The organism is Proteus sp. MB838 (genome assembly GCF_054767435.1).
This window is the reverse complement of record NZ_BAABMO010000021.1, coordinates 25,401-49,405: the sequence shown is the minus strand read 5'-3', so window position 1 is coordinate 49,405 and position 24,005 is coordinate 25,401. Positions and strand designations below refer to the sequence as shown.

21 protein-coding genes, 1 other RNA gene and 2 pseudogenes are annotated in these 24,005 nt (G+C 41.5%); 13 read left to right on the top strand and 11 right to left on the bottom strand.

The window, feature by feature from the left end; all coding sequences use genetic code 11:
* Position 1: 1 nt before the first annotated feature.
* The gene (gene gltB, locus ACYUCW_RS10715; RefSeq protein ID WP_460408565.1) at positions 2–4,459 is read right to left on the bottom strand and encodes a glutamate synthase large subunit; all 4,458 of its coding nucleotides are present in this window, start codon (positions 4,457–4,459) and stop codon (positions 2–4) included.
* Positions 4,460–5,123: 664 nt separating this feature from the next.
* Between gltB and arcB the strand changes: the two genes are divergently transcribed.
* From arcB to mtgA, 3 genes are all read left to right on the top strand, one after another.
* On the top strand, positions 5,124–7,460 hold the full coding sequence (arcB, locus tag ACYUCW_RS10710) for an aerobic respiration two-component sensor histidine kinase ArcB (protein WP_004245272.1): 2,337 nt from the start codon (positions 5,124–5,126) through the stop codon (positions 7,458–7,460).
* A gap of 236 nt (positions 7,461–7,696) precedes the next feature.
* Positions 7,697–8,347 carry an isoprenoid biosynthesis glyoxalase ElbB gene (gene elbB, locus ACYUCW_RS10705; protein WP_012368845.1) on the top strand — a complete coding sequence of 217 codons (651 nt, stop codon included), beginning with the start codon at positions 7,697–7,699 and terminating at the stop codon, positions 8,345–8,347.
* Between the two features lie 20 nt (positions 8,348–8,367).
* Positions 8,368–9,069: a monofunctional biosynthetic peptidoglycan transglycosylase gene (gene mtgA / locus ACYUCW_RS10700; RefSeq protein WP_004252674.1), complete on the top strand. Its 702-nt coding sequence runs from the start codon at positions 8,368–8,370 to the stop codon at positions 9,067–9,069.
* A 3-nt stretch (positions 9,070–9,072) separates the two neighbouring features.
* Here mtgA and ACYUCW_RS10695 read toward each other — a convergent pair whose 3' ends face one another.
* Positions 9,073–9,954, bottom strand: coding sequence for a helix-turn-helix transcriptional regulator (locus ACYUCW_RS10695; RefSeq protein ID WP_004245268.1), 882 nt, complete (start codon positions 9,952–9,954; stop codon positions 9,073–9,075).
* A 493-nt stretch (positions 9,955–10,447) separates the two neighbouring features.
* On the opposite strand from ACYUCW_RS10695, the gene ACYUCW_RS10690 reads away from it, so the two are divergent.
* From ACYUCW_RS10690 to ureG, 7 genes and pseudogenes are all read left to right on the top strand, one after another.
* Complete coding sequence (locus ACYUCW_RS10690) at positions 10,448–11,272, top strand: urease accessory protein UreD (protein WP_004248933.1); 825 nt, start codon at positions 10,448–10,450, stop codon at positions 11,270–11,272.
* A gap of 21 nt (positions 11,273–11,293) precedes the next feature.
* Entirely contained in the window at positions 11,294–11,596 is a 303-nt protein-coding gene (ureA, locus tag ACYUCW_RS10685; RefSeq protein ID WP_004245265.1) for an urease subunit gamma, read from the top strand.
* Between the two features lie 8 nt (positions 11,597–11,604).
* On the top strand, positions 11,605–11,931 hold the full coding sequence (locus ACYUCW_RS10680; protein ID WP_004245263.1) for an urease subunit beta: 327 nt from the start codon (positions 11,605–11,607) through the stop codon (positions 11,929–11,931).
* Positions 11,928–13,630 (top strand): annotated as a pseudogene (gene ureC / locus ACYUCW_RS10675) (urease subunit alpha). Before ACYUCW_RS10680 ends, ureC begins: the two are co-directional and overlap by 4 nt.
* 27 nt (positions 13,631–13,657) lie before the next feature.
* The gene (gene ureE / locus ACYUCW_RS10670) at positions 13,658–14,143 is read left to right on the top strand and encodes an urease accessory protein UreE (protein WP_004245261.1); all 486 of its coding nucleotides are present in this window, start codon (positions 13,658–13,660) and stop codon (positions 14,141–14,143) included.
* A gap of 27 nt (positions 14,144–14,170) precedes the next feature.
* Entirely contained in the window at positions 14,171–14,839 is a 669-nt protein-coding gene (locus tag ACYUCW_RS10665; RefSeq protein WP_017628230.1) for an urease accessory protein UreF, read from the top strand.
* 9 nt (positions 14,840–14,848) lie between these two features.
* Positions 14,849–15,468 (top strand): annotated as a pseudogene (ureG, locus tag ACYUCW_RS10660) (urease accessory protein UreG).
* 94 nt (positions 15,469–15,562) lie between these two features.
* On the opposite strand, the gene dolP reads toward ureG, so the two are convergent.
* The 4 genes from dolP to ACYUCW_RS10640 all read right to left on the bottom strand — a co-directional run bounded on the left by dolP (position 15,563) and on the right by ACYUCW_RS10640 (position 19,022).
* Positions 15,563–16,141: a division/outer membrane stress-associated lipid-binding lipoprotein gene (gene dolP / locus ACYUCW_RS10655; protein WP_004248935.1), complete on the bottom strand. Its 579-nt coding sequence runs from the start codon at positions 16,139–16,141 to the stop codon at positions 15,563–15,565.
* 9 nt (positions 16,142–16,150) lie between these two features.
* The gene (gene diaA / locus ACYUCW_RS10650) at positions 16,151–16,741 is read right to left on the bottom strand and encodes a DnaA initiator-associating protein DiaA (RefSeq protein WP_004245257.1); all 591 of its coding nucleotides are present in this window, start codon (positions 16,739–16,741) and stop codon (positions 16,151–16,153) included.
* 22 nt (positions 16,742–16,763) lie between these two features.
* Positions 16,764–17,141, bottom strand: coding sequence for a YraN family protein (locus ACYUCW_RS10645; RefSeq protein ID WP_004245256.1), 378 nt, complete (start codon positions 17,139–17,141; stop codon positions 16,764–16,766).
* A gap of 108 nt (positions 17,142–17,249) precedes the next feature.
* On the bottom strand, positions 17,250–19,022 hold the full coding sequence (locus tag ACYUCW_RS10640) for a penicillin-binding protein activator (protein ID WP_004252667.1): 1,773 nt from the start codon (positions 19,020–19,022) through the stop codon (positions 17,250–17,252).
* A 61-nt stretch (positions 19,023–19,083) separates the two neighbouring features.
* Between ACYUCW_RS10640 and rsmI the strand changes: the two genes are divergently transcribed.
* Together rsmI and rnpB are read left to right on the top strand one after the other, a co-directional pair.
* Positions 19,084–19,962, top strand: a complete 879-nt coding sequence (gene rsmI, locus ACYUCW_RS10635; RefSeq protein WP_004245252.1) for a 16S rRNA (cytidine(1402)-2'-O)-methyltransferase — start codon at positions 19,084–19,086, stop codon at positions 19,960–19,962.
* A 59-nt stretch (positions 19,963–20,021) separates the two neighbouring features.
* Positions 20,022–20,396, top strand: an RNA gene (rnpB, locus tag ACYUCW_RS10630) — RNase P RNA component class A.
* 99 nt (positions 20,397–20,495) lie between these two features.
* On the opposite strand, the gene ACYUCW_RS10625 is transcribed toward rnpB, so the two are convergent.
* Entirely contained in the window at positions 20,496–21,200 is a 705-nt protein-coding gene (locus ACYUCW_RS10625; RefSeq protein ID WP_108717134.1) for a pirin family protein, read from the bottom strand.
* Positions 21,201–21,314: 114 nt separating this feature from the next.
* Here ACYUCW_RS10625 and ACYUCW_RS10620 point away from each other — a divergent pair, with 114 nt between their 5' ends.
* The gene (locus ACYUCW_RS10620) at positions 21,315–22,217 is read left to right on the top strand and encodes a LysR family transcriptional regulator (RefSeq protein ID WP_004245250.1); all 903 of its coding nucleotides are present in this window, start codon (positions 21,315–21,317) and stop codon (positions 22,215–22,217) included.
* 72 nt (positions 22,218–22,289) lie between these two features.
* Here ACYUCW_RS10620 and ACYUCW_RS10615 read toward each other — a convergent pair whose 3' ends face one another.
* The 4 genes from ACYUCW_RS10615 to ACYUCW_RS10600 form a co-directional block, all read right to left on the bottom strand.
* Positions 22,290–22,682 carry a DoxX family protein gene (locus ACYUCW_RS10615; RefSeq protein ID WP_004245249.1) on the bottom strand — a complete coding sequence of 131 codons (393 nt, stop codon included), beginning with the start codon at positions 22,680–22,682 and terminating at the stop codon, positions 22,290–22,292.
* A 171-nt stretch (positions 22,683–22,853) separates the two neighbouring features.
* Complete coding sequence (locus tag ACYUCW_RS10610) at positions 22,854–23,159, bottom strand: YqjK-like family protein (RefSeq protein WP_004245248.1); 306 nt, start codon at positions 23,157–23,159, stop codon at positions 22,854–22,856.
* On the bottom strand, positions 23,143–23,553 hold the full coding sequence (locus ACYUCW_RS10605; RefSeq protein ID WP_004248939.1) for a phage holin family protein: 411 nt from the start codon (positions 23,551–23,553) through the stop codon (positions 23,143–23,145). The genes ACYUCW_RS10610 and ACYUCW_RS10605 overlap by 17 nt, the downstream gene beginning before the upstream one ends.
* A 6-nt stretch (positions 23,554–23,559) precedes the next feature.
* A complete protein-coding gene (locus tag ACYUCW_RS10600) occupies positions 23,560–23,865 on the bottom strand; it encodes an ElaB/YgaM/YqjD family protein (RefSeq protein WP_004245246.1) in 306 nt (101 codons plus the stop codon).
* Positions 23,866–24,005 lie beyond the last annotated feature (140 nt).

Genomic DNA, 24,005 nt, shown 5'->3' with positions numbered 1-24,005 from the left:
CCTATTGTGCCTGAACGCGTAATTCAGCGACTGAACGGCGAGGATGACCTAATAAGGCATGAACATCACTCGATTTAGGTTTGACTAATTTAAAGTGTTGTGACCAATATTCCCATTGAGAAAGTAGTCTTTCTCCTTGTTGGGAGCCAGTTAGCCGTACATGCTCTGCGATCATACCGCGAAGATGCTCTGCCAAAATCACATAATTAGCCACGGGAAGAAGCTCAATAGAGGCGTTATTGATCCGTTGTGATAGTGTGGTATCTTCATCTAACAGATAGGCAAAGCCCCCCGTCATCCCTGCACCAAAGTTAATCCCTGTTTTACCAAGAATACAGACAATACCGCCGGTCATATATTCGCAGCCATTATCCCCAACCCCTTCAATAACCGCAATGGCGCCAGAGTTTCTGACTGCAAAACGTTCACCCGCTAATCCAGATGCATAGAGTTTTCCACCTGTTGCGCCATATAAACAGGTATTTCCCATAATCGTGGTCTGATGGGCTTTAAAGGCAGAACCGACTGGCGGTGAAATAACAATGCGTCCACCCGCCATGCCTTTCCCGACATAATCATTGGCATCACCCACTAAGGTTAATTCCACCCCTTGCGCATTCCAAACGCCAAAACTTTGACCAGCAGTACCCGTAAAGTGAAGTTTTATTGGTGTAGCAGATAAACCACTTTCACCATAGGTTTTGGCAATGATCCCGGATAACGTGGCTCCCACTGAACGGTCTGTGTTACGAATGGCGAAATAGTGGGTTTGGCTTATCTTTTGTTCGACGCCCGTGATGGTTTGCGCAACAATACGTTGATTTAATTCTCCTTTATCATAAGTATCATTGTGCTCCTGACAATAGAGCGCTTTACCTGTAGGAGAGGTCGCAGTTTCTAATAATCCTGTGAGCGATAATTTTTGCTGCTTACTGGTTATTCCCTCTAAGCAAGAAAGCAAATCCGTTCTGCCGATTAAATCGGTTATTTTCCTTACGCCAAGTTGTGCCATAAGTTCACGGGTTTCTTGGGCAATAAAACGGAAATAGTTGATAACGCGCTCAGGTAAACCATGAAAATGTTGGCGGCGTAGGGTTTCATCTTGGGTCGCAACCCCCATAGCGCAATTATTTAAATGGCAAATTCGCAGATATTTACAGCCTAACGCCACCATTGGCCCGGTACCGAAACCAAAACTTTCAGCCCCTAAAATGGCCGCTTTGATAATATCAACCCCCGTTTTTAATCCACCATCAACTTGTAAGCGCACTTTATGACGCAGATTGTTGGCAACTAATGCTTGTTGTGCTTCTACTAGCCCTAATTCCCAAGGGCTACCTGCATATTTAACTGACGTTAATGGGCTGGCACCAGTACCGCCGTCATAACCTGCAATAGTAATTAAGTCTGCATAAGCTTTAGCGACTCCGGTGGCGATTGTACCAACACCCGGCTCAGAGACCAGTTTGACAGAAATAAGCGCACGGGGATTAATCTGTTTTAAATCGAAAATCAGTTGTGCTAAATCTTCAATAGAGTAGATATCATGATGGGGAGGCGGGGAAATCAGTGTGACGCCCGGTACGGCATAACGCAGTTGCGCAATATAAGGCGTGACTTTATCACCGGGTAACTGGCCACCCTCACCGGGTTTTGCCCCTTGTGCCACTTTGATTTGTAATACATCCGCACTCATTAGATAAGACGGCGTGACACCGAAACGACCTGAAGCTATCTGTTTGATACGCGAAACTTTGTTGGTGTTGTAGCGTGCCGGATCTTCACCACCTTCTCCAGAGTTTGAAAATCCGCCTAAGGTATTCATTGCTTGCGCAAGGGCTTCATGGGCTTCTTTACTTAATGCACCAATTGACATCGCCGCAGTATCAAAGCGTTTAAACAGTTCACTTTCTGCTTCGACATCTTCAATTGCAATAGGGGTTGTGTCATTGAGAGCTAATAGATCACGTAAGGTGGTAATAGGGCGTTGTTGCACTAATTGGGAATAATGTTGGTAATCAGCATAGTCACCACTATTTACCGCTTTTTGCAACGCTTGAATCACATCAGGATTATAGGCGTGATATTCTCCTTGATGGGTATATTTTAATAACCCACCAGCGTCTAGAGGATAGCGAGTTAGCCAAGCACGTTTGGATAGATTAAATAAGTCTTGTTCAAAATCGCTAAAATCTGCACCGTTAATACGATTATCAACCCCATCGAAGCAACGTTTAACGACATTATCATGCAACCCTACGGCTTCAAATAGCTGTGAGCAACGGTAAGAGGCAACGGTGGAGATCCCCATTTTGGACATTATCTTATACAGACCTTTGTTGATCCCATTACGATAATTGAGCATGACTTGCGCATAAGTACCCGACAATATTTTTTTATCGACTCGTTGCGCTAAGGATTCATAAGCCAGGTAAGGGTAAATAGCGGTTGCGCCAAAACCTAATAGTACAGCGAAGTGGTGGGGATCACGGGCGCTTGCAGTTTCAACAATAATATTGGCATCACAGCGTAAATTATTATCTACCAAGGCTTTTTGTACCGCGCCTACTGCCATAGGCGCAGGAATAGGTAATCGCGCTTGAGTGATATTTCTGTCGGATAAAACCAGTAATACTGCACCACGATTAACCGCTTGTTGCGCCGTTTCACATAAGATGTGTAGTGCGGTTTCTAAATTATTTTCAGTCGGTTGATAGGTGATATCTAGCGTGATGGATGAATAATAAGGGCTTTCTTGATTGAGTAATTGTTGAAAATCACTATAAAGCAAAATGGGTGATTTAAAACTGAGGCGATGGGCTTGTCCTTCCGCTTCACTAAAGACATTCATTTCGCGACCAATACAGGTTGCTAAAGACATCACATGCGCTTCTCTTAATGGATCAATCGGCGGATTGGTCACTTGCGCAAATTTTTGTCTAAAATAGTCATAAATTAAGCGTGGGCGCTGAGAAAGTACGGCAAAAGGCGTGTCATCTCCCATCGAGCCGGTGGCTTCCTGCCCATTTTCAGCCAGTACATGCAAAATCGTTTCCAGCTCTTCTTGGCTATAAGCGAACTGTTTTTGGTATGTCGCCAGTAAGCTATCATCAAAAGCGCGCTCACCTGTCGCTTGTGGCTCAGGCAATTGCTCAAAAGGGATCAGACGTTTAACGTTACGTTCTAACCAAAGTTTATACGGGTGTCGCCTTTTTAAATCTTCGTCAGTTTCAGCAGAATGTAAAATGCGACCTTGATAAGTATCTATTACCATTAGTTCGCCAGGGCCGACACGCCCTTTTTCTAGAACTTCATCAGGTTGATAATCCCAAATGCCAATTTCAGAAGCACAGGTAATAATATTATCGGTCGTGATAACATAGCGAGCTGGACGTAGCCCATTTCTATCTAGTGTACAGGCTGCATAGCGACCGTCAGATAACACGATCCCCGCAGGTCCATCCCAAGGCTCCATATGCATAGAGTTAAAATCAAAAAAAGCACGTAGATCATCATCCATTTGTGGATTATTTTGCCATGCGGGCGGCACTAATAGGCGCATAGCGCGGACAATATCCATCCCCCCATTAAGAAAGAGTTCGAGCATATTATCCAGTGAGCTTGAGTCTGAGCCACTCTCATTTACAAAAGGCGCCGCAGTTTGTAAATCGGGGATCAGCGGCGTATGAAATTTATAGGCTCTTGCTCTTGCCCATTGACGATTTCCGGTAATGGTATTGATTTCACCATTATGGGCAAGATAGCGAAAAGGTTGCGCAAGCGGCCATTTTGGGGTGGTATTGGTGGAAAAACGTTGATGAAAAAGACAGATGGACGATTCCATCCGTAAATCCGCTAAGTCAGTAAAAAAGCGAGGCAAATCAATTGCCATGCACAGCCCTTTATAGACAGTCACTAAATTAGAGAGGCTACAAATATAAAAATCATTATCGGTAATACGTTTTTCAATTCGGCGACGAGCGACAAATAAGCGGCGCTCAATATCATTAATACGCCATCCGGCAGGTGCATTGACAAAAATTTGTTCTATTGACGGTAAAGAAGAGAGGGCGATACTGCCTAAAATATCTGTGTTAGTTGGTACTTTACGCCAGCCAACGATAGAGAGTGTTTCTCGTTGCAATTCTTCTTCAACAATTTGACGGCACTGTGCAGCGATAGCATTATCTTGGCTTAGAAACAGCATGCCTACTGCGTAATTGTTCGCTAAATGCCAGCCATTTTCCTCGGCAATTAACTGAAAAAAACGCGTTGGTTTTTGTAATAATAACCCACAACCATCGCCGGTTTTTCCATCAGAAAGGATCGCGCCACGATGTTGCATACGGGCAAGGCCATGGATCGCATTTCTGACAATTTTATGGCTGGCTTTCCCCTCAATATGGGCTATTAACCCAAAACCACAATTCTCTTTTTCCGCTGTTTTTTGATAGAGCATAGTTTGCTTCCTACTCAGTTTATGGGCACCTCAAGAACGAGCGCAAAAGGAACGATTTTGTCTCAAGGGTGTAGGTAAATTTATGGGTGCTCATCGGGTGATGGTGTCTTTAGCTTTGCTATCTCGGTTTTTTATTTTGCTAAGCTACTAGTCAAATTATCGATAAATAAAAAACAGGTCAATCAGCAAGGATATTTGACTATAGCCAGCGTGATGCGTGTTTTTTTTCTTTAATTATTTGATAAATAAAAATATTATTTGAAAATTATTTCATTGGTTATGGGATAGTGAGTGTGAGCTATCTCACTTTTTTTATGGGGTTCTGCTTTATTGCATTCTTTGATGTTAGATAATGCCAGTGAATTTATCTTAATTATTAATCTATTTTAGTATTTTATTGTTTTTATACTTTTATCTAAAAAAAGACAAATTGCATTTTTTAATTTCTCTCTTTGGTAAAGAATATAACTATTATTTATGTAATACCTCTATAAATTGCTTTTATAAATACCCTCGGGAAAAGGAGGATCACTGATACAAAATAATGCAAAGGCAAGATACAAGGTGAAAAATCGTGTTTTGGCTACAATTTTCTGAATGTTCACCACTTCGTCAATGTATTTTTAAGGTATCATTCTCTAGATTCAATCTATTGGAGTTTTCAATGAAATTGCTCAAAGGGCTTGCCCAATATTATGTAGATTTAATGATGAGGCTAGGGTTAATTCGCTTCTCATTACTGTTAGCATCCGCATTGGTTGTATTAGCGATGGTCGTACAGATGGCCGTGACATTCCTACTTGCCGGTGATGTCACTAGTATCGATCTGGTACGCTCTATCTTCTTTGGTTTGATTATTACCCCTTGGGCTGTCTATTTTCTTTCCGTGGTGGTAGAGCAACTTGAAGAATCACGACGTCGTTTATCGCGGATGGTCGATAAATTAGGCGTAATGCGACAGCGAGACTTAGAGCTGAATTCACAATTAAAAGAGAATATTGAGCAATTAAATTTAGAGATCCAAGAGCGTGAAAAAGTAGAAAAAGCCCATCTTGAACTATTGGAAAAACTCAAAAGTGAAATGAAGCGTCGTGAATTGACGCAAATTGAACTAGAGCAACAATCTTCCTTGTTACGCTCCTTCTTAGATGCCTCGCCAGATCTGGTCTACTATCGCAACGAAGATAATGAATTTTCTGGTTGTAACCGTGCTACAGAGCTATTGACCGGTAAAAGTGAAAAGCAATTAATTGGCTTAACACCACTGGATGTGTATGACGAAGATATCGCCGTCAAAGTGATGGAAACCGATGAGAAAGTCTTTCGCCATAATGTGTCACTCACTTATGAGCAGTGGTTGGTGTATCCGGATGGGCGTAAAGCGTGTTTTGAGTTACGCAAAGTACCCTTTTATGACCGAATTGGTAAGCGTCACGGCTTAATGGGCTTTGGACGTGACATTACAGAGCGTAAGCGCTATCAAGACGCGTTAGAAAATGCTAGCCGTGATAAGACCACCTTTATTTCTACAATCAGCCATGAGCTACGTACGCCGCTTAATGGGATTGTGGGGTTAAGTCGTATTTTATTGGATACCGAATTATCACCAGAACAGCTCAACTACTTAAAAACTATCCATGTCAGTGCCATAACGTTAGGTAATATTTTTAACGATGTGATTGAAATGGATAAAATTGAGCGCAGAAAGATCCAGCTTGATAACCAACCTATCGACTTTACTGAATTTATCTCTGATTTAGAAAACCTATCGGGATTATTAGTCCAACCTAAAGGGTTAAAATTCACCTTAGAAGCGCAAGAAACGTTACCGCATAAAATTACCACCGATGGGACTCGTTTGCGTCAAATCTTATGGAACTTAATTGGTAATGCGGTGAAATTTACCCAAGAAGGGGAAATTAAAGTACGCATTTGGCAAGAAGCGCCTGATAAGTTGTTCTTTGAGGTGAAAGATAGTGGTATTGGTATCCCTCAAGGTGAACTTGAGAAAATCTTTGCCATGTACTATCAGGTCAACGACAGTCAAGGTGGACGTTCTGCAACGGGAACAGGTATTGGTCTTGCTGTCTCAAAACGCTTAGCACAGCATATGGGAGGCGATATTCATGTGGAGAGTGAGTTAGGGCATGGTTCTATCTTTACGCTTTCCATTGTCGCTCCTGCGATTAAAGAGCAAAGTGATTTTGAAGAGGATGATGAATTATTGCTTCCTGCCCTTAATATCTTACTGGTTGAGGATATTGAGCTAAATGTTATCGTAGCATGTTCAGTATTAGAAAAATTAGGCAACACGGTAGATGTGGCGATGACTGGGCAAGAGGCTTTGCAAATGTTTAAGCCGGGTGAATATGACTTAGTATTGTTAGACATTCAATTACCTGATATGACCGGATTTGATATTTCAAGAAAATTACGTCAAGAGTTTGATAGCAGTGAATTGCCGCCATTGATTGCCTTAACCGCCAATGTCTTAAAAGACAAAAAAGAGTATTTAGACGCTGGAATGAATGATGTGCTCAGTAAACCGCTTTCTGTGGATGCGTTGACAGCCATTATTAATAAATTCTGGGGAGATGAAGCGGTTTCCGTGACATCGAGTGAGTCACCTCAATTGTTGAGTAAAAATGAAGAGTTACTCGATATCGACATGCTGAATCAATACATCGAACTTGTCGGACCTCAATTAATCACGGATGGTTTAGATGTTTTTGAAAAGATGATGCCAAGTTACCTGTCTGTCCTTGAATCTAATCTGACGGCACGTGATCAAAAGGGCATCACTGAGGAAGGACATAAAATCAAAGGCGCGGCAGGCTCTATAGGTTTAAAACATTTACAGCAACTGGCAAAACAGATCCAATCTCCAGAATTACCTGCATGGTGGGATAATGTTCAGGAATGGGTAGATGAGTTAGAAAGAGATTGGAGAAAGGATGTAGAAAGTTTAAGAAACTGGTTGGCAGACGCTAGAAAAAAATAACCCCAACCGAAGGTTGGGGTGCGCGAATACTGCGTCAACACCAGGGAAACTTTTCTACTCGCTTTTTTGATTATCATTACATAGGCGAATAGGATGAAGCTATTCCATACATCATACAAGCAACAAAATAGCAAATATAAGTTTTTTTGTTACAAGAAACATTTAAATATGTGATGGCGATTGGTGTTTACACCTATAAATGGGTAACTAGTAATCTACTACAAATGGAGAAAGATATGAAATCAATTGCGGTAATTTTAAGTGGTTGTGGTGTCTTTGATGGCAGTGAAATTCACGAATCAGTGCTCACAATGCTTGCTTTAAGCCAAAATAAAGCTGAGGTTCATTATTTTTCACCTAATGATTTTCAACCTACTGTAATTAATCATATTACTGGAGAAGAAAAAGCAGAAAAAAGGAATATGATGGAGGAGGCTTCACGTATTTCTCGTGGAAAAATATCGCCTTTATCAGATGCTAAGGCTGAAAACTTTGATGCGGTAATTATCCCCGGAGGTTTTGGTGCAGCAAAGAACTTATGTAATTTCGCCACGAAAGGTGTTCAGTGTGAAATTAACCAACAGCTCTTAACTTTTGTTCAAAAGATGCATCAACAGAAAAAACCACTAGGTTTAATGTGTATCGCCCCCGTTATGTTACCAAAGATGTTAAATGCCCCAGTAAAACTAACCATTGGTAATGATGCAAAAACGGCAGAAATGATCACCGAAATGGGAGGGATACATATTAATTGTCCTGTCGACGAAATAGTGGTTGATGATGAGTATCGGGTTGTGACCACCCCTGCATATATGCTGGCAGAATCGATAGCACAAGCTCAGGTGGGCATTGAGAAGCTGGTTAAAAAAGTACTAGAAATGGCATAACAATAGAGTGAATACAGCAGATGGTACTAGTGAGAAAGTTAAAGAAACTATTAATTATTCTAATTGCTTTATGGTTAGGGATAGTTGTCCTGTTTTCTTTTTTACCGGTGCCTTTTTCTGCTGTAATGCTACAAAGACAAATTTCTTCGTGGAGTAAGTTTGATTTTTCTTATGTATCCCATTCTACATGGGTTAATGAAAATGAGATATCCCCACAGATCTATTTAGCGGTAATAGCCTCTGAAGATCAAAATTTTCCAAAACATTGGGGATTTGATTTCGATGCGATTGAAAAAGTTTTCCAAAACAGCCTGCAAAGCTCAAAAACGATACGAGGTGCCTCTACTATTTCACAACAAACGGTCAAAAACTTATTTTTGTGGGATGGGCGCAGTTGGATAAGAAAAGGACTTGAAGCCGGAATGACGCCAGTGGTGGAGCTGATTTGGTCTAAAAAACGTATTTTAACCGTTTATCTGAATATCGTAGAGTTTGGCGACGGTATTTTTGGGGTTGAGCAGGCTTCTCAGCACTATTTTCGCAAGCCTGCTAAACAACTCACCGCCCATGAGGCGGCTTTATTAGCCGCTGTTTTACCTAATCCACATATTCTTCATGTTAATAAGCCTTCCGCGTATTTGCTAAAACGACAGCAGTGGATCTTAAATCAAATGCGATTAATGGGAGGAACTTCGTTTTTAAGCAAAAATGCGTTGTTATAACCATTAAAATACTTTTTTTATTGATTCGTCATTTTGTGACGCCATTGTGGCTATTGCATTCGGATCGTTTGCTTGGCGGGATTGAGTGCGAAATTGCGATGGTGTCATACCATATTTACGTTTAAATGCGTCACAAAAATAAGCATTACTACCAAAACCACAGCGATGACTAATTTGAAACACAGAATAGTTAGAAAAGGTGAGGTAATTTAATGCGATCCCCATTCTGACATCCAACAGTAATTGGCAAAACGAAACGCCCTCTTTACTTAAATGGCGACGTAATGTTGATGGCGTAGTATAGAGCGTTTTTGCTACATCCTCTAAATGCCATTTACGTTGCGGATCTTGTGTTATTAGATGAGTAATCGCCTGGTTTTTTGGCTCATCATAATTAAAACGAAAAATATTAAGAATATCGACCCCTTCGTGATAAACCGCCAGCAAAATAAAAAAGAGGCTCTGTTGCATAAACAGGGTCTCTTGAGAGGGGGTGCCATGTTCAAGCGGTAGACATTGCTGAAGTAACGTAAAATTAGTTTTAACCACCTCAGGTGTTGATAGATGATAATCAGGAAGATGACGAGTAATCGGCGCCCCTGATTTTATTAATGGTTTAAGTAAAGAGAACACAGATTGTAATTCAGTTTCAGACAGTACTAAGGTATGTAATTCAATCGGTTTGGTCGGGAAAAAATTTGTCACATCACAAGAAACTTGACTATATTTAGGAATAATCAACGTGAGATTAGTGGTGACTGTGATAGTTTGCCCATTAATACAAATCTCACCTTTTGCACCATATACCATCGCGATCATCGGGTTTTCGATGTAAAACGTTTTTAAGGATATTTGGTTAGAAGAAAGTATGTGTTTGTATTCCATTGTCTTAGATATACCACAGGCAAGTTCAAAATGAACATGGGTTAAAATAAACAAAGCTTAAAGTTAACCACTTAATTTGTGAACTTATAAGCAGTAAGCATGGGTTTTATTATCACAATATTCCTATTGCGAAACCGCGTCGTTATACCGAATAGTATAAGAGTGGCTCAGAATATAATCTTGTTGCTGAGCAATAACAATATCGATATCTGTTCATTTTTTACTTTTATTTTTACCATTGTTATTTTTTCTAAACAAATTGCTGTTTATTTAAAACGCATTTTTTGAAACTCGGTGTAAAATCGCGCGGCATTGATGGAGCGCTTTATCCTGTTTGAGGAAAATGCAATTTATCTTTATTCACACCCTACCCAACATTCATTTCATTATTTTCTCGGTGATATTGAATGACATAATCTGATGGGTAGTGCGGTATATATTCGTCTATTTCCTGATTTATTTGATCAATTTTGCCAAGTTGGCAGGAGTGGGTATGCCTGACTTTTCTGAGAAGGGTTGGCTTGCTGACATCGCTTTACGATATGAGTTAAAGCGAGGAAAGACATGTCTTACTGAAAAACGTCATCTCGGCCCCTTAATGGTTCAGCGACCTTTTTATCCAGAGCAAGGTGTTGCACATACCTATTTGTTGCATCCTCCTGGTGGGGTGGTCGGTGGTGATACGTTATCCATTAATATTAATGTGCAACCTTACGCACATGCCCTATTAACAACGCCGGGGGCGACAAAATTTTATCGTAGTGCAGGAGGCACTGCATCGCAAACGCAGACATTGACGGTTGCACAAGAGGGCTTTTTAGAGTGGTTACCCCAAGAGAATATCTTTTTTCCTGATGCTCAAGTGTGTTTAACCACACATATTCATTTAGCCTCATCAGCGAAATTTATCGGCTGGGAAATGCAGTGTTTTGGACGCCCAGTTTTAAATGAGTGGTTTGAAACTGGCAAGGTAAAAGGGCGCTTAAATTTTTATGTTGATGAGAGATTAATTTTAACAGAGTCAATGCGGGTTGAAGGCTTACAAAAACAAGCTGCCGCAATGCGTGAATTTCCTATGTTTGGCTCGCTTTATATTTATCCTGCAACCGATGCATTAAAAGAGATTATTCAACACCATTTAGAGAAGGTAAATCCCCTAGTTGAATATGGTTTAACGGATGTTGATGGCATTTTAGTTTTACGTGTATTAGGGACGCAAACCGAGCCGATGATGGCGTGTTTTGCGCAAGTATGGCAAATCGTCAGACAGCACTGGCTAGGTTATTGCCCTGAGCCACCGCGGATCTGGGCGACATAATCGTTTATTTTAGGAGCAGAAATGGAATTAACACCAAGAGAAAAAGATAAATTACTGCTTTTTACTGCAGGCCTTGTTGCAGAAAGACGTTTAGCTAAGGGATTAAAACTTAATTACCCTGAAGCTGTCGCCTTGATTAGCTGCGCCATTATGGAAGGCGCACGAGAGGGGAAAACAGTTGCTCAATTAATGAGTGAAGGACGTACTGTTTTAACCGCAGAGCAAGTAATGGAAGGGGTGCCAGAGATGATAAAAGATGTTCAAGTAGAGTGCACTTTCCCCGATGGCACCAAATTGGTTTCAATTCACTCACCTATTGTGTAGGTAATAACATGATCCCCGGTGAAATTAGAGTTAATGCAGCATTAGGCGATATTGAACTGAATGCTGGTCGCGAGACAAAAACCATACAGGTGGCTAATCATGGCGATAGACCTGTACAAGTCGGCTCTCATTACCACTTTTATGAAGTGAATGAGGCACTCAGGTTTGCACGAGAAGAGACATTAGGTTTTCGTTTAAATATTCCTGCTGGTATGGCTGTGCGCTTCGAGCCCGGTCAAAGTCGCACTGTTGAGTTAGTGGCTTTTGCAGGAAAACGTGAAATTTATGGTTTTCATGGCAAAGTGATGGGTAAATTGGAGAGTGAGAAAAAATGAAAACTATCTCACGTCAAGCTTATGCGGATATGTTTGGCCCAACAACAGGCGATCGTTTGCGATTAGCAGATACCGAGCTGTTTCTTGAAATTGAAAAAGATTTCACCACTTATGGCGAAGAGGTCAAATTTGGTGGTGGTAAAGTTATTCGTGATGGTATGGGGCAAAGCCAAGTTGTTAGTGCTGAGTGTGTCGATGTTCTGATCACCAATGCCATTATTTTAGATTATTGGGGCATTGTAAAAGCAGATATTGGCATTAAAGATGGCCGTATTGTCGGTATTGGCAAGGCAGGTAATCCAGATGTTCAGCCCAATGTGGATATTGTCATTGGCCCCGGAACAGAAGTTGTTGCGGGAGAAGGTAAAATTGTCACTGCTGGTGGTATTGATACCCATATCCACTTTATTTGTCCGCAACAAGCCCAAGAAGGTCTCGTTTCTGGCGTAACCACCTTTATTGGTGGAGGAACAGGCCCTGTGGCGGGTACTAATGCAACCACAGTTACCCCCGGTATTTGGAATATGTACCGCATGTTAGAGGCGGTGGATGAATTACCTATTAATGTGGGTTTATTTGGCAAAGGTTGTGTCAGTCAGCCCGAAGCAATCCGCGAACAAATAACAGCGGGTGCTATAGGTCTTAAAATACATGAAGACTGGGGGGCAACGCCAATGGCAATTCACAATTGCCTTAATGTCGCCGATGAAATGGATGTACAGGTGGCTATTCACTCTGACACCTTAAATGAAGGTGGTTTTTATGAAGAGACAGTAAAAGCCATTGCCGGTCGAGTGATCCATGTATTCCATACCGAAGGCGCAGGTGGCGGTCATGCCCCTGATGTGATCAAGTCGGTAGGAGAGCCCAATATTTTACCTGCATCAACCAACCCAACGATGCCTTATACCATTAATACCGTGGACGAGCATCTTGATATGTTGATGGTCTGTCATCATCTCGATCCCTCTATTCCTGAAGATGTGGCATTTGCTGAATCTCGTATTCGTCGCGAAACCATTGCTGCAGAAGATATCTTACATGATATGGGGGCAATTTCGGTGATGTCGTCAGACTCACAAGCCATGGGACGAGTCGGAGAAGTTATCTTACGCACTTGGCAGTGTGCACATAAAATGAAATTGCAACGAGGCACATTAGCGGGTGATAGCGCAGATAATGATAATAATCGTATTAAACGTTATATCGCTAAATACACGATTAACCCGGCACTGGCACATGGCATTGCTCATACGGTGGGATCAATAGAAAAAGGTAAACTTGCGGATATCGTGCTATGGGATCCTGCTTTCTTTGGCGTCAAACCGGCACTTATCATAAAGGTGGTATGGTCGCTTATGCGCCAATGGGGGATATTAATGCGGCTATTCCAACACCGCAACCGGTTCATTATCGTCCAATGTATGCCTGTCTAGGAAAAGCCAAATATCAAACGTCGATGATCTTTATGTCAAAAGCGGGTATTGAGGCGGGAGTGCCAGAAAAATTAGGCTTAAAAAGCTTAATTGGTCGTGTGGAGGGCTGTCGTCATATCACAAAAGCTTCGATGATCCACAATAACTATGTTCCTCATATCGAATTAGATCCACAAACTTACATTGTTAAAGCGGATGGTGTACCACTGGTTTGTGAGCCAGCGACTGAATTACCGATGGCTCAACGCTATTTCTTATTTTAACCAGCGTTTTTATTGAGAATTTATTGAATGAAAAAATTTACTCAGATTATTGATCAACAAAAAGCGCTTGAACTAACCTCTACAGAAAAGCCAAAGTTAACCCTTTGTCTTACCATGGATGAGCGCACCAAAAGTCGCTTAAAAGTGGCTTTAAGTGACGGGCAAGAAGCCGGGCTATTTTTGCCTCGAGGCACCGTACTTAAAGAGGGGGATATTCTGCTGTCAGAAGAGGGCGATGTTGTCACCATTGAGGCGGCTAAAGAGCAAGTATCAACGGTTTATAGTGACGATCCATTATTGCTTGCTCGTGTTTGTTATCACTTAGGTAACCGACATGTACCATTGCAAATAGAAGCAGGTTGGTGTCGTTATTTTCACGATCATGTATTAGATGATATGGCTCGCGGCTTAGGGGCTACGGTGGTGGTTGGCTTAGAAAAATACCAACCTGAGCCGGGGGCTTATGGTGGATCATCCGGTGGTCATCACCACCACCATGATCACCACCATTAATGGCACAGCGATCATCAAAGGAGGTGCATGATGCTAGCTGATCTGCGCTTATATCAATTAGTTAGCCCCTCTCTTCCGGTAGGTGCTTTTACTTATTCTCAAGGGTTAGAGTGGGCCATTGAAAAAGGTTGGGTATGCTCAGCAGAAACCTTGTCAGATTGGTTAAGCGCACAAATGACCGGAACATTAGCCACACTCGAGCTTCCTATATTGCGGCAATTACAAACGAGTTTGGCAAAGGGTGATAGCGATACAGTGAAATATTGGTGTGACTTTATGGTCGCAAGTCGCGAAACCAAAGAGTTAAGGCAGGAAGAGCGTCAACGGGGGATCGCTTTTGCCCGTTTACTTCCTCAATTAGGCATTGAATTAGACGATACGTTACAACAGCGGGTTAAACAGACGCAATTAATGGCGTTTGCGTTAGCTGCCGTGCATTGGCATATCGATAGTGAAAAGCTCTGTTGTGCCTATGTTTGGGGCTGGTTAGAAAATACGGTGATGTCTGGGGTAAAACTGGTGCCATTAGGGCAAAGCGCAGGGCAAAAAATATTGTTTGCTCTAGCTGAGCAGATCCCCGCTATTGTTGAGTTATCGGCACATTGGCCACAAGAGGATATTGGCAGTTTTACGCCAGCTCAAGTGATCGCCAGTAGTCGCCATGAAACTCAATATACTCGACTTTTTCGTTCATGAGATAAAGAGATGCAAGAATATAATCAACCACTGCGTATTGGTGTTGGTGGCCCTGTTGGATCAGGAAAAACAGCACTATTAGAAGTTCTTTGTAAAGCTATGCGCGATAGTTACCAAATCGCCGTTGTTACCAATGATATATATACACAAGAAGATGCAAAAATTTTAACTCGTGCGCAGGCTCTTGATGCTGATCGGATCATTGGTGTTGAAACAGGAGGATGTCCTCATACGGCTATTCGTGAAGATGCTTCAATGAATTTGGCTGCCGTAGAAGAGTTGGCGATGCGCCATAAAAACTTAGATATTGTTTTTGTCGAAAGTGGCGGAGATAACTTAAGTGCGACCTTTAGCCCTGAATTGGCTGATCTTACTATTTATGTTATTGATGTTGCAGAAGGTGAGAAGATCCCTCGCAAGGGGGGGGGCCGGGGATCACACATTCTGATCTGCTGGTGATCAACAAGATCGATCTTGCGCCTTATGTGGGAGCGTCATTAGAAGTGATGGAAGCGGATACAGCAAAAATGCGTCCTGTGAAACCTTATGTTTTTACTAACTTAAAAGAGAAAGTAGGTTTAGAGACGATTATCGATTTTATTATTGATAAGGGTATGTTGAGACGTTAATCACTATGAGTACCAGTATCGGTTATCGCTGTTACAATGACCGATACTGGTAAAATAATACGCTATCACCACGTGATACCCATCAGCGATATATTTAGTTTAGATAGGTAAATGCCGTTGTTACTTTAACAACACCTTTGGTTTCGCTGGCAATTTTAGCGGCTGCAGCCCCTTCTTGACGGGTCAATATCCCTAACAAGAATACTTCGCCATTTTCGGTGATCACTTTTACGGAAGATGATTTGACGGCATCGCTAGCTAAAATTTGTGAACGTACTTTAGTGGTTAACCATGTATCTGAAGAAGCAGTGCCTAATGTCACAGGCTCACCTTGGCGAACTTCATTATAAACATTGTTTACTCCTTCCACTTTGCTGGTAACTTGTTTGGCCGTCTCAGCAACCGACATATCTGGACTTTGCCCAGTTAACAATACATTACCTTGATAAGCGGTGGCGACAATGCGCGCATTACTGTTCTTGATCTGTTGGTTTTTATTTAGAGCACCAGAAACTCGGGCTTCCAATGTGCCATCATCAACTTGTTGTCCTAATGAACGAGGATCGGTTGCGGTTTTGCCAGCAACGGCAGCAGTACCCACAACAGCGGCACCAATACAGCCTTGTAGCAATAGCGCGGAACAAAGTACTGCGGTAATCGGAAGCAATTTCATAGTAACTCCTTAGTCATCCTGATGTGGGAATAATGTATTATCAATTAAGTCGCAGAGACAATTGACCGTTAACATCTGCACTTCCTGTATTCTGACTGTACGTTGAGAGGGGATCCTGATCTCCACATCTTGAGGGCCTAGTAATCCAGCAAGCTCACCGCCATCATAGCCAGTCAGTGCAACAATGGTCATATCTCGAGTAACAGCGGCTTCAACAGCTTTAATAATGCTTCTGCTATTACCATGAGTGGAAATAGCTAACAGTACATCACCTGCTTGCCCTAATGCCCGTACTTGTTTGGCATAAATTTCATCATGTTGCTGATTTCCCATAATGGCGGTCATCACAACACTGTCGGTATTTAAAGATAATGCCGGTAAACTTGGGCGCTCTGTTTCAAAACGATGGATCATACTAGCAGCAAAGCGTTGAGCCGTTGCTGCTGAGCTACCGTTGCCACAGCTTAATATTTTATGTCCGTTTAACAAAGATTGAACCATCATCATGGCAGCTCTGGAAATGGCATCGGGTAACGCTTCTGCTGCTGCAATTTGAGTTTGAATACTCTCTGTAAAGCAGACTTTTATTCTATCAAGCACGTTAAGACCTATATAATCTAATTTAACGAATAAATTCCGTATGATCGAGAATGTTTTTTAGCCATATTAACTGGCGTTGATCAAATGCACAAATATCAAAGCGACAGTTAACCGTCTCGATACTTTGTTGGCGTTGAGCTAACCAACAATTGGCGGCGTACCATAAGCGGCGCCGTTTACTGTAGGTCACTGAGCTGATTGCATCACCAAATTGTGCACTACGCCGAAAGCGGACTTCAACAAATATCCATGTTCTATTACCCTGCATAATAAGATCAATTTCTCCACAGGGATATCGGACATTACGCTCAATTAACTTTAACCCTTGTTGGCGCAAGTAATTTAACGCTTTTCTCTCATAATATTGTCCGACTAGATAAGTACTTTTAGGAATAATCATCCATGATTTCCTGATGTTATCTCTTATAAATAAACCGCCTCAAGATAAAGTCAGCTCCTTATCTGGATGGAGACTTCAAAGAGGCGGTTTATGGGGGAAATTGCTTACTTATTGTCCCACAGGTTCAATTTTACCTTGTTTAAATTGCATCCATGGGAGTTGTCGATAAATAGTGCAATTATCTTCCACACGTAAAGAGCCAGAAACACCATTGAACTGTAAGGTTCCTTTGGTGAGTTCATTGTAATTGTTTGCTAATGACCATGCATCAATACCCATAGCGTAAAGGCGCATTAATGAGTAATCGTTCGCAAATTTACTGGATGCTTTTTGCATTAACGGTAAATTTGCTCCCGTCATAAGAGGAATATCACTAAATTGGATACCGTCCATTTCCATACGAAAATCTGGCCCCATTCCCCCTTGATTACTGCGTGAACTGACATAAATCGGTGGGCGTTTTTTGGTACTGATTGCCATATCAATCATTGGTTTAATCAATGTTAACTCATCGCTAGTGGCAATGATATACACAGAATCGATAGCACCGTTTGTTGTTGGCATTGAAGCGGTATCTAATGGCAGTGGTGCATTATCTGTTGGCAATACAGGGGTTCCTGTCATTCGAATACCCACGCCACGATTAATTGAACTTTTTAGACTATCAAGAGAGCCGAAAGTTTGTTGTAAGACGGTTCCACCCCCGCTACGCTGCCACTCATCCGCAAAAGTTTGTGCCATTCTTTGACCGAATTTATTGTCAGGAACGATAATGAGTGGGTTAGATTTTTGTTGCTGGCGTAAGTGTTGAGCCGCATTACGAGTTTCATCTTCTGGGGAAAGTGAAAAGAAACACACTGTAGTAGCAAGAGGAATATTATCAACTTCATTTAGTGCTAAAACAGGTAAACCACTTTTTAACTCAATAGTTTTGATCACTTCGGGTTTTAATAGTGGCCCCACAATTAAATCAGCACCCTCTTGTTGCACTTGTTTCAGTAACAGATCAATGGGTTGGCTATTGGTATCATACATAATCACTTGGCGATTATTTTGGACAATAGGATCTAATTGCACGCGGCTATTACCCGCAAAGGCTTCGGTTTCTTTTGCTGAAGTAGCATCACTATTTTCAGCGCCTTCCGCTGTATTATCATCCGTTGAATTATCGTTTTCCGTTGTTGCTGTGTCTGCATTCGGAGATGAAATACCTAATTCTGCTAAAATGGAAGCTAAACTATCTTGTTGGGGGGCTTCTGGCGCTGCGTTAGCTTGAACTTGAGGTAAACCTTCTTTAGCATCGGTAAAGCCTTGCATAATAGCATTACCAAACACTTTAGCTTGTCCTGTTAACGGTAATAATAATGCGATTTTTCCGCTATTACTGACGGCAGATTGTGATTGGCGCAATAACAGCGTCGGTAATGTTAGCGCTCCTGGATTGCGTGGATAGCGTGTTTGCCATTCGCGTATTGCTTGGGATAATTTATCCGCATCATCTTGGTTATATTCATAAGTGTTGAGTAAATCTAACCAGCCTTGTAATGTATTTTCATCAGCTTTGATTACCACACTACGACGTTGTTCAGGTGTAAGCTTCGTGAGTGTTAACCAAGTATCATCAATATTTTGCTGATGTAATACAGGATCAGTGATAAGGGGTTCTAGGCCAATATAGGCACGGATCACATCTAAAGAGGCTTGTCCGTTCGCATCATCAATGACTTTCTGAAATTGTTTCATTTCCACTTGCGCTTTTTCAGCAGGTGTCAGTGGCTGTTGTTGTTGCCCCGTCAGGGTACAACCTGACATAATCAAGGCAGAAAGTATTGCAGTATAGGATAAACCTGTTTTAAAACGCACAAAAATTGAGGAAAGCATACTGTACCCAGTGATGTTTTATAATTATGCTCAATTTTAAATCGGTCATTCGGAATAAACAATGAATCAACCTAATCGAGCAGCGGTAACGACATCCACACTGTACATAGTACCCACACCCATTGGTAATCTGGGCGATATCACCCAGCGGGCACTTGATGTGCTGTCTCATGTCGATTTAATAGCTGCAGAAGATACCCGTCATACAGGGCTTCTATTACAGCATTTTGCCATTAACGCACGTTTGTTTGCGTTACATGATCATAATGAACAGCAAAAAGCAGATCAATTAATTAGCAAATTACAACAAGGGCTAAGTATCGCATTAGTCTCTGATGCAGGTACACCATTAATTAATGATCCCGGCTATCATTTAGTCAATCAGTGTCGCAAAAACGGTATAAAAGTGGTGCCATTACCTGGGGCATGTGCGGCGATTACCGCGCTATCAGCCGCCGGATTACCTTCTGACCGTTTTTGTTATGAAGGTTTTTTACCAGCAAAAACAAAAAGTCGTCAAGATTGTTTGCGTGATTTAGCACAAGAACCTCGTACTTTAATCTTTTATGAGTCCACCCACCGTTTATTAGATAGTTTAGCGGATATGGTGACGGTTTGGGGGGAAGCGCGCTATGTTGTATTGGCAAGAGAATTAACCAAAACGTGGGAAACCATTCAAGGAATGCCTGTTGGGGAATTACTTAACTGGGTTCGTGAAGATGAAAATCGCCGTAAAGGGGAAATGGTATTAATTGTGGAAGGGTATCAAAAGCCACAAGAAGACCATTTTGCCCCAGAAGTCTTACGCACATTGGCGATTTTACAAAAAGAGTTACCTTTGAAAAAGGCGGCAGCAGTTACCGCTGAGATTTATGGCGTGAAGAAAAATGCGTTGTACAAACACGTCATTGCGCAAAATGAAGCGGAACAAGATCAGTAAAACGATTTTTTGTTTCTTTCGCTATACATTAACGCGGAAAATCCTTATAATCCGCCCCCTGAGTTGACTAGACAACCGCTGCTTTATCGTTGTCCCTTCGGGGAGACGGATAGAGGGGAGGAAAGTCCGGGCTCCACAGGGCAGGGTGCCAGATAACGTCTGGGAGGCGCGAGCCTACGACAAGTGCAGCAGAGAGTAAACCGCCGATGGCCTGTTTACAGGATCAGGTAAGGGTGAAAGGGTGCGGTAAGAGCGCACCGCGCAACTGGTAACAGTTTGTGGCATGGTAAACTCCACCCGGAGCAAGACCAAATAGGGGTTCTTATGGTGCGGCCCGCATTGAACCCGGGTAGGTTGCTGGAGCCAGCGCGCAAGTTCTGGCCTAGATGAATGGTTGTCCACGACAGAACCCGGCTTAACGGTCAACTCACCTTATATAAAACCCTCGATTCACTCTGTGGCTCGAGGGTTTTCTGCTTTATTGCTATTGCTAGTGTGATGATAAATGATTGCTCGCTGATATCGCTAGCTGATTAAGAAACGATATCAATAAAAAGACCACGAAAAGCCTTTTGACATCTTAGCGCTAGCATATTGCTATCTTGAATAAAAGCACCATCACCACAACGGATTTCCCCAAGCTCTTGCTCTGAGGTTTGGAAATGGACACCGCCTTTGATAGATTGCAAATAGCCTTTCTGACCCTGTATCGGCAAGGTTATTTCATCCCCTTGCGCTAAATTAATATGATAGAGCCAGATATTTTGCCTTAGCATCAAACTGCCATTACCCCCTGATGGGGAAGCCAATAATTGATATTTTAAATCTTCATTTAAAGCTAATTTTTGTGAAGCGATGCTCTCTTGTTGTGGACACGCGTTTAGCCATAATTGAATACGAGTTAATGGGGTATCTGGACTACTATTTCTTTCAATGTAAGTTTCTGTATTATGAGGCGAAATTAATAAACACTCGTTTTGTTTGGCGGTAAGTGTTCGCCCCATATTATCAAGATAAGTCGCTTCACCTCTTAAGATCAGGTTGACGACATCCACATGAGGATAGGTTTTTGCTTTAAACTCAGAATTTGGTGCGAGCACTTCTTGGTTCAGTACTCTTAATGTGCCATAGTCTAAAAAATGAGGATCGAAATAGTGGCCAAAGGAGAATGTGTAGCGAGCTTGTAGCCAGCCATAGTCCGCTTTGCCACACTGTTGTGCTGTTCTGTATTTTATCATCGCGGTACTTTTCGAGTCGATTAATCAATATATTCATCATAGAGATATGGACTGTAGATTGTTAGCAAGTTAATCTGGTGCCAATAATCAAATTATTTGATAGAGATAAGTATAATGAGTAAAGATAAAGCCATTACATTGGAATCTCTACGAGTGATGGATGCCATTGATCGTAGAGGAAGTTTTGCTGCCGCCGCTGATGAGCTAAATCGCGTCCCATCAGCACTCAGTTATACCATGCAGAAATTAGAAGAAGATTTGGATGTTGTGCTATTTGACCGTTCAGGACATCGAACTAAATTTACTAATGTGGGAAGAATGTTACTTGAAAGAGGGCGTATTCTTCTTGAAGCTGCAGATAAATTAACTTCTGATGCTGAAGCGCTAGCTCGCGGTTGGGAGCCACATATTACGATTGTGTGTGAAGCATTAACACCCGCATCTCGCTTATTCCCGTTAGTTGAAAAATTAGCTGAAAAATCAAATACACAACTCTCTTTAGTCACCGAAGTGCTTGCTGGGGCATGGGAAAGCTTAGAAAGTGGTAAATGTGATATTGTTATTTCACCGGATATGCATTTTCGTTCTTCATCAGAAATCAATTTCCGCCCTTTATATAATACCACTAGTGTCTATGTTGCCAGCCCTGATCACCCTATCCATAATGAACCTGAACCACTTGCAGAAGAAACTCGCTTAAAATATCGCGGTATTGCTATCGCCGATACCGCAAGAGAACGACCTGTTTTAACTGTACTGTTATTAGATAAACAGCGTCGTTTAACGGTGAGTTCGATTGAAGATAAACGTCGAGCATTAATTGCCGGTTTAGGGGTTGCTACTATGCCTATTGATTTAATTGAAGATGATTTAAAAGAGGGGCGTTTGCGTGTGGTTGGCCCTGAATATCATCATGAAAATAATATTATTATGGCGTGGCGCAGAGACAGTATGGGAGAAGCTAAATCCTGGTGTTTACGCGAAATTCCTAAACTCTTTGCCGCGGATAAAAAATAGTTTGTTCGCTAGAGTTTGATAATGCAATTAAAAAAGATCCCCTAGAGGATCTTTTTATTATTAAATCTATTATTACCAATTTTTCTTAAATAGGCGATCTAAGCTCCATTTACCCGGACCTGTGATAACCAGTAATAAATAGCCACCCGCAATAGTCATATTTTTCATAAACATTAACTGATTTGCACCTTCTGCAAAGTTAGTGTGGAACAGTAGTGCGGTTAACAGCGTAAATACACTGGTAAAGATAGCCGTTGTGCGAGTTAAGAAACCGAATAATATGGCTAATCCACCCCCTAACTCTAATAAAATGGTTAAAGGTAATAAGGCTCCCGGAACACCCATTGATTGCATATACTGTTGCGTACCTTCATAGGCTTCAATTTTTCCATACCCTGCGCTGATAAATAAAATTGGCATGAGAATACGTGCGATTAATAAGGCAATGTTTTCAAAATTCTTCATGATGTTTATTCCTGATAAAATTTTATATTATTTAATATATCTGTATTTTATTTGTTTAATTGCCAGTTTTTAGTGTAAATAACCACTGTTTGGCTTGAGATATACAATAAAGAAAAAATAATATGGAGGATATTAAGAAGAATTAACATTCTTACACAAAAAAATTGATGTTTAGTCAGCGGTTTTTTTGACAGACTTCTGTAATGTACGTATTAAACCAACAGCGCCTATCGCCCGTCGTCCCCAACGAACCAGTTTTTTAGGGTGCTTAATGCTATAAAGAGATACCACGCTTGCCCCTATTAACAAGATAGGTTTTAACGAGGTTAAGATATTCCATGCTTTATCATAAGGTGCTGTGACCTCTAACCATGTTTGCCCCTCTTGCGCTAATTGAGTGCGCTGTTGTTGAATTTCATCCAACAACAGCTTTTTGCGTCTTGCTAATGCTAAGGTGCGTCTATTTTGTTTGCTCATCGCGATATTGCTCCAAAAGACGCTTATCTAATTCTAGTTGTTGGCGAGTATCACCTAACAGCGTTGAATTGCGGGCTTTTCTCAATGTCATGATAGCACCTATTAAGGCACCAACTAGCAAAATAGCCGTTGTAATCGCTAAAGCATGAATACGATATTCAGGTGGGATCACCCAAAAGAGGAGAATAAGTAGACTCATTAAGCCAAAGGCGGTGAGTAATAAGGTGATCCCCGCCATTAAAATAAGCTGAATAAGTGTAATTTTTTCTTCTTCTAGTTCGATGGCGATTAATTTTAGGCGGGTTTCAACCATGCCAACGATAACAGCGCCAATACGACTAAGAGAATTCAGAACCCCGGATGCGGGGCCCTGTGGTCTTTGAGTATCACTCATTATGGATTAACGTTTCGAAAGTAGAACACCGAGTACGACACCTACTGCCGCGCCAATACCAACACCTGTCCATGGGTTTTCACGCACATAGTTGTCCGCTTTACCCGCCATTTCTTTAGTGTTATCGACGATTTCTCTACCTGCATCACTGAGTTTTGCACGAGAGCCACGTAGCGCATATTCAGCTTTTTCTCGTAAACTTTGTAATTCCTCTTTTGATTTATCTGCCGAGGAGTTCAGAACTTCTTCTAGAGTATCAGCCAGAGATTTTAATTCACTACGCAGATCTTCATTTGAACGTTGGTGTGACATGAGTAACTCCTTTAATCAAGATATGAGGTTATACCTATAACAATAGACTAGATTTACCATATAATAAAATTAAATAATGACTTAATTCCCTAAAAAAGAGAAAAGTCTTATTCTTGCCAAGGGTGATATTAAAAAAATAA